The sequence below is a fragment of the Dehalobacter sp. TeCB1 genome (genome assembly GCF_001707455.1).
GTDB classification, from domain to species: Bacteria; Bacillota; Desulfitobacteriia; order Desulfitobacteriales; family Syntrophobotulaceae; genus Dehalobacter; species Dehalobacter restrictus.
Map to the genome: position 1 here is coordinate 22,976 of NZ_MCHF01000042.1, position 6,000 is coordinate 28,975.

The following is a 6,000-nucleotide window of genomic DNA, read 5'->3' on the forward strand; positions in this document are numbered from 1 at the left end:
GCTCCCCCGTCCGGGATGAATGTTATCACGGCAGTCAAGACTTATGGACCGTGAACATAAAAAGCAGCATATGAGGTATTCCTAATATTTATCCTTCCCGGCCCAACGGCCCCGGCCATGACGCACACGGCCCGGAAGGGATAAGGAGTGTGAAAAATATTTTCAGCTCTTTTTTTACCCTTCTAGTATTGTAATATGATGCGCAGTATATTATAATATATATAGTTGATAAATTTACTTGGAGGGCTTGGAATATATGGCGTTTACATTTTATAGAAAAAGACCTGAATATATTTTGGTAAGCGAAAATTTTGAGGTAGATTTAAATGATTTTGAAGGAATACAACTTATTTCTTGTCCTATTCATAATCTTAACGATTCTGGATGTCCGGACTGGCAAACTCTAAAATGTTGTTATAATTGTTTTTTTGGAGATTGGAGAGATAAAGATGGGAAGTCAATTAACCTTATTCGGTGAAATACCAAGTAAAAAAATTCTTCTTCAATATAAGCAATTAAAGAAGAACTTGGAAGAAGAATATCAACGCTATTCCTATTTACTACAATACGGTGGCCAAGACCCTTTCTGGCCGGATGGTACTAATTTAAATCTTATAAGAAACCATATTATTTATTATAAGGGAGAGCTTCTAAAATTGAATACTACTTATAGTTTGTCTTTACCGGACAGTTTTTATTGGAATACCCCAGAAGAAGTTGATAAAGAATATCAGGCTCCCGGAAGTAAGTCCGGAAGATTATATGATTTCAAAAGAAAGGCAGGTTAAATAATGGATAATAATTATTTGACAACTCTTGTTTCATACCCCGACCGGGGCCAGTGGGGAAATAATAAATGGCGAGGAAATTTTTCCGGAAAACTGGTCGAGGATTTAATAAACTGGTATCACCCAAAAAGGGTCTATGACCCGATGTGTGGCAGTGGTACGACAATTGATGTTTGTAATACATTGGGTGTTGATTGCATGGTTACAGACCTAAATCCTAAATTTGGGGGATGGGATGCTCTAACCGATGAGGTACCAGGAAGCTCAGATTTTACTATTTTTCATCCTCCTTATCATGATATGATTCAATATTCTGGTAACGTATGGGGTGAGAAACCCGATATAAGAGATTTAAGCCGGTGTTCCAGTTATCAGGAGTTTATTCAGAAAATAAACACTATTCAGCTTAAACTGTTCCGGGCCTTACGAAAGGGCGGGCGGTTGATAATTCTTGTTGGAGATTATAAAAAACAAGGCCGTTTATTCTCAATTCAAAAGGATATGGATTGGCTTGGGACGCCAGAACAAGTAATTATAAAGACACAACATAATGCAGAATCATTTAGAAAAAAATACGCAGGGAAGTTTATTCCAATTGTTCATGAATACTTATTGGTTTTTAGGCGTGATGATTGTTATCTCCTGCCCGTTTCGGTAACAAAAACATTTGATGCAGATAGTAGAGAACAGAAAAATCAAACATGGCGTGATGTAGTACATGCAGCACTCGAAAAATTGGGTGGAAAAGCTACTCTTTCAGCTTTATACAATGAAGTTCAAGGTCATTCTAAGTGTTCAGTAAATGTCTTTTGGCGTGAAAAGGTCCGTCAGGTTTTACAAATATACAAAGACTTTACAAATGATGAAAAAGGTAAATGGTCGTTTAGTTATTAAGTAGTATTTTAATATAGAACGCTTTATATTATAATATAAAATGCCGGGATTGTTTAATTCTAAATAATCCTGGCATGGACATACCAGGAAAAAGGGAGTTAGTTTTACAAATCTTTGGAACAAAATATTCAAATAAACCTATAGATTTAGTTGTATAAAAATATTATTGTAATATAAAGAGTTCTATAATACTGTATAAAAGGGGAAGATTATTATGTTGCCACTTGATAATTTAGAGATTACCGATATACAGAATAAATTAGTTATAAAAATCTGCTCTGGGGATACAGAAATAGGTGGCATGTTGAGTGATGAGCAGTTATGGGCAATAAAACAGTCCATAGATAATCACCTTTTTTATTATGAAAATCAATTAAAAAATCTTAAAACATTTAACAGAGAGTTATTCCGTAAAAATAAGCAAGAAAAGGACAAAACAATAGAAAGCCAACGTTGGGAATTATATACAAGAAATAAAGAATTAATAAAAGAGTTAACAGGGTTGTTAGAAAATAGAAAGAAGTGATTTAGTTGTGGTAATAAGAAAAGTAATTAAGGTAAGTACTTATTTATATTCAGATGTTCTTAAAAATGCACTGAATAAATATGCTGACGAACACAAAACGTCTCTTTCGGTTTTATTAAAAGATGCATTACTTCAGATGATTGAAAGTAATGATTTTGTTGTTTCTGTAGACCGGGTTTACGATGAAATGTCAGACCAGGGAAAAACAGCTTTAGAAAATCAAAGAGCGAGATCCCTTTCTTTTGTACAAGAGATGGAATTAATTGATAATGTTGATGATATCGTTTCTGAATTACGCAAATCTGATGTTAAAATTAATAGGAGTCTCTTCATTCAAGAAGCAATACGGAGATATTTAGAACCGATTCTTATAAGGGAAGGATATTTATCAGAATCAGTATTTAAAAGTAAAGATAACGCTGTAAAAAACCTGAAATTTCTACGGACTGCTTTAGGATATACTAGCGCAAAATCATTTCATGCTAATTATTTAAAATCGGGTACTGACGAATATTATATTAGTTATCCGCAGTATGCTTACATGGAAAGAAAAAGTGAAGGAAATGTTGACCGTGTTATTGATATTATCTCTGATTCAGTTGGGATAGAAAAAGAATTCTTTTATTTAGATTCTAATGAATTTGAAGAATATATAGGAAGCTTATTCCCCGATTTATTCGTTAGTGAGGGGGAGAAAATAATAAAATGAAAACTCCTAAAGCTCCGATTGTTAAATGCCTTCACTGTGGTTCTGAAGTTTACTTATTATGTATCATGCAATAAAGCTCTTTTTAAAATGTCCACACTTGAAGGGTTTTACTTTTAATTTGTATATATCATTGTATTCTTAAGATGTATCTTATTTTTAATGCTGCCATTTAATTGACAGAAGGAATTATGAGATAGATTTTTTTATATGGGCAATCCGGCTTCTCGGCCTGGCCGGATTGTCTCACGCCCTTACCTCTAGGGTCGCTTGGGTCTTTGAATATGTATCTCAACGGATCTTCCGGAGCTGCGGATCGCCGCGGCGGGATGAGATACAAAGGATCTGAAGGCGTACCCTTAACTCATGAAAAAATACCTGTGGCCGGGCAGAGAAGCGAACTATATTTTTTCATCAGTACGGGTACCAATAAGAACGAGCGGACTGCTCCCTGAAGGCAGCAGACCGCAGGAGGCAGGAGAAGGCACCAGGGCAACTTGACAAGCCGTGATAAAGCCGGTGATGCGGACGGGGGGCACTAGGGGGTGTGGAACCTGGATGAGGCTCCCCCGTCCGGGATGAATGTTATCACGGCAGTCAAGACTTATGGACCGTGAACATAAAAAGCAGCATATGAGGTATTCCTAATATTTATCCTTCCCGGCCCAACGGCCCCGGCCATGACGCACACGGCCCGGAAGGGATAAGGAGTGTGAAAAATATTTTCAGCTCTTTTTTTACCCTTCTAGTATTGTAATATGATGCGCTTTATATTATAATATATGTAGTTGATAAATTTCAAGGAGGATATTAATATGACAAACGGTTTAGCAACAACTTTTAAGGATGTTACTTCATTGGTGAGAAATGAACCACTTACAGATGAACAACTTTATCGAGTAGCTCCAAGTATTTTTGCAGAGAAAAAACATTTTTCAAGGTCAGAAAGATATGCTTATATTCCAACAAAAGAAGTGTTAACCGGCTTAAAAAATGAAGGGTTTCTTCCTTTTGCAGTAGCTCAGTCTAGGTCTAGGACGGAGGATAAACAGGAATTTACAAAGCATATGTTGAGACTTAGAAAGGCAAATCTGGTTACAGCAGCAGAAGCTTTTGAAGTTGTTCTCGTTAATTCCCATGATGGGACCTCATGTTTTCAACTCATGGCCGGTATTTTTCGTTTCGTTTGTCATAATGGAATGGTTATTGGGGATACAATTGAAGATATTAGGGTTCAGCATCGTGGCAATATCACCTCAAATGTTATTGAGGCTGCTTATGAAATTTTAGGTAATTATGATACTGCTCAAAGCTCAATTGAAAGCATGAAATCACTTCGTTTGCTTCCGGGAGAGCAAGAAGCTTTTGCAAGGGCTGCCCTTAGTCTTAAATACGATGAAAAATCTCCTGTTACTCCCAAACAAATACTTGTATCACATCGTTGCGAGGATGATAAAAGTGATTTATGGACTACTTTTAATAAGGTGCAGGAAAACCTTTTAAAAGGAGGTCAACGGGGGAGAACAGTGATAAACAAAAAAACCACAACACGCCCGGTAAAATCCATCGATAATAATATTAAATTAAATAAAGCTTTATGGATTTTGGCTGAAAGTATGAATGAATTAAAGGCCCAGGCTGTATAACAAATCCACTATACAGGGTTAACCTATAATTTGGTTAACCCTGTTATAAAAGTGAATTAAAGGGGAGATAAGATTGATAGAATTTAAGATTTTGCAAGCGAATAGAGAAGCACCGTTCAAGTTTCGTGGTTTTGATGATAATAAACCTCCCAAGGGGTTCAACCTGAATTACTACAGTGAGGTATATAATGGCACAACAGACGGTAACGGTCATGATGTTTTAGATAAGTTATATGGAATTTTTAACCTCAGTCCTCCAAATGACTTTAAAGGGCATTCACTTTCAATATCAGATATTGTCATTTTAAATGGGGAATATTGGTTTTGTGATTCGTCCAATTGGATGAAAATTGAGGGGGTAAACATTTGTACTAGATGTAATAAGTCGTATACCCAACAATCAGAGATTAAAGGATATTGCCAGGAATGTAGTGAGGAATACGAAGCTTATAGGTTGATGATAGATGAAGAAGATAACTGAAATAAACCCTAATTTTTAATTATGGGAGGAGAAATTAATATGTTCGAAGAATTGCCAAGATTTTGTTACTCTATAGAAAGCTCAACAGGAGCAACTATTCTTATTAAAAAAGGTGAAAAGGGTTATTTTCTAACAAGTAATCAGGAATCACCTCAAAGACTAAATGCAATACTTGGTATTTCCCCGGCACAAGCTGAAGCTATGTTAGTGGGTTCTTCGTTTGGTTGGAATGTTCCTGGAGCTGACCCAAATACTTATAAATCTTATGCCCGTTGTAAGGATGTTCTTGAGAATGGAAGCAGACTTACTAAAGATAAAGAATATCTACTACTAGACTCTTCAGGTCAGTCGGTCTATATCGAGGATGATAATGGAGAAATAGAATTTTTTCCTATTTATGCTTTTGACCTGTTTGCAAAATAAGAGAATTAAAGTATTTGTAAAGTATCATGTTTGTATCTCATCATTCTGTGCCGGCCAGCTGATCCGGAAGAGCGTTTGAGATACAACAAAATAGAGGTATAGAATATTTATGGCTCCTAAAAAAGGGGCCTTTTTAATTTTATAACCTATCTATATATCTATATACCTATCTATATATATGAGTAATTAAATAGAAACAGCAAAAGTCCGCATAAAGCTTAAGAAATCTCCCATCTTTTTATGATCTATTACATGAGCGTTTTCGCTCATGTAAAGGGAACCCGAAAGAACGGCTTTGGAGAAAAGGCAGGATTAGTATGACCTGGGGAAAGGGAACCCGAAAGAACGGCTTTGGAGAAAAGGCAGGATTAGTATGACCTGGGGAAAGGGAACCCGAAAGAACGGCTTTGGAGAAAAGGCAGGATTAGTATGACCTGGGGAAAGGGAACCCGAAAGAACGGCTTTGGAGAAAAGGCAGGATTAGTATGACCTGGGGAAAGGGAACCCGAAAGAACGGCTTTGGAGAAAAGGCAGGA

At 36.4% G+C, this 6,000-nt stretch carries 8 protein-coding genes; all 8 read left to right on the plus strand.

Annotated features, from left to right (window positions below):
• The first annotated feature begins 449 nt into the window (after positions 1–449).
• Positions 450–788, plus strand: a complete 339-nt coding sequence (locus A7D23_RS10810) for a hypothetical protein (RefSeq protein ID WP_068883785.1) — start codon at positions 450–452, stop codon at positions 786–788.
• A 3-nt stretch (positions 789–791) separates the two neighbouring features.
• Positions 792–1,682, plus strand: coding sequence for a hypothetical protein (locus tag A7D23_RS10815; protein ID WP_083221903.1), 891 nt, complete (start codon positions 792–794; stop codon positions 1,680–1,682).
• Between the two features lie 214 nt (positions 1,683–1,896).
• Positions 1,897–2,208, plus strand: coding sequence for a hypothetical protein (locus A7D23_RS10820; protein ID WP_068883786.1), 312 nt, complete (start codon positions 1,897–1,899; stop codon positions 2,206–2,208).
• Positions 2,209–2,215: 7 nt separating this feature from the next.
• Entirely contained in the window at positions 2,216–2,917 is a 702-nt protein-coding gene (locus A7D23_RS10825) for a hypothetical protein (RefSeq protein ID WP_068883789.1), read from the plus strand.
• Between the two features lie 281 nt (positions 2,918–3,198).
• A complete protein-coding gene (locus tag A7D23_RS16090; protein WP_176714413.1) occupies positions 3,199–3,369 on the plus strand; it encodes a hypothetical protein in 171 nt (56 codons plus the stop codon).
• 360 nt (positions 3,370–3,729) lie between these two features.
• Entirely contained in the window at positions 3,730–4,560 is an 831-nt protein-coding gene (locus tag A7D23_RS10830) for a DUF932 domain-containing protein (RefSeq protein ID WP_068883792.1), read from the plus strand.
• 73 nt (positions 4,561–4,633) lie between these two features.
• Positions 4,634–5,041 carry a YodL domain-containing protein gene (locus tag A7D23_RS10835; protein ID WP_068883794.1) on the plus strand — a complete coding sequence of 136 codons (408 nt, stop codon included), beginning with the start codon at positions 4,634–4,636 and terminating at the stop codon, positions 5,039–5,041.
• Positions 5,042–5,080: 39 nt separating this feature from the next.
• Entirely contained in the window at positions 5,081–5,464 is a 384-nt protein-coding gene (locus A7D23_RS10840) for a hypothetical protein (RefSeq protein WP_068883796.1), read from the plus strand.
• The last annotated feature ends 536 nt before the right edge of the window (positions 5,465–6,000 follow it).

Bases quoted from the DNA above. Each gene is read 5' to 3' on its own strand.
- A7D23_RS10820 (WP_068883786.1), top strand. From the start codon at position 1,897: ATGTTGCCACTTGATAATTTAGAGATTACCGATATACAGAATAAATTA.
- A7D23_RS10810 (WP_068883785.1), top strand. From the start codon at position 450: ATGGGAAGTCAATTAACCTTATTCGGTGAAATACCAAGTAAAAAAATT.
- A7D23_RS10830 (WP_068883792.1), top strand. From the start codon at position 3,730: ATGACAAACGGTTTAGCAACAACTTTTAAGGATGTTACTTCATTGGTG.
- A7D23_RS10815 (WP_083221903.1), top strand. From the start codon at position 792: ATGGATAATAATTATTTGACAACTCTTGTTTCATACCCCGACCGGGGC.
- A7D23_RS16090 (WP_176714413.1), top strand. From the start codon at position 3,199: ATGTATCTCAACGGATCTTCCGGAGCTGCGGATCGCCGCGGCGGGATG.
- A7D23_RS10840 (WP_068883796.1), top strand. From the start codon at position 5,081: ATGTTCGAAGAATTGCCAAGATTTTGTTACTCTATAGAAAGCTCAACA.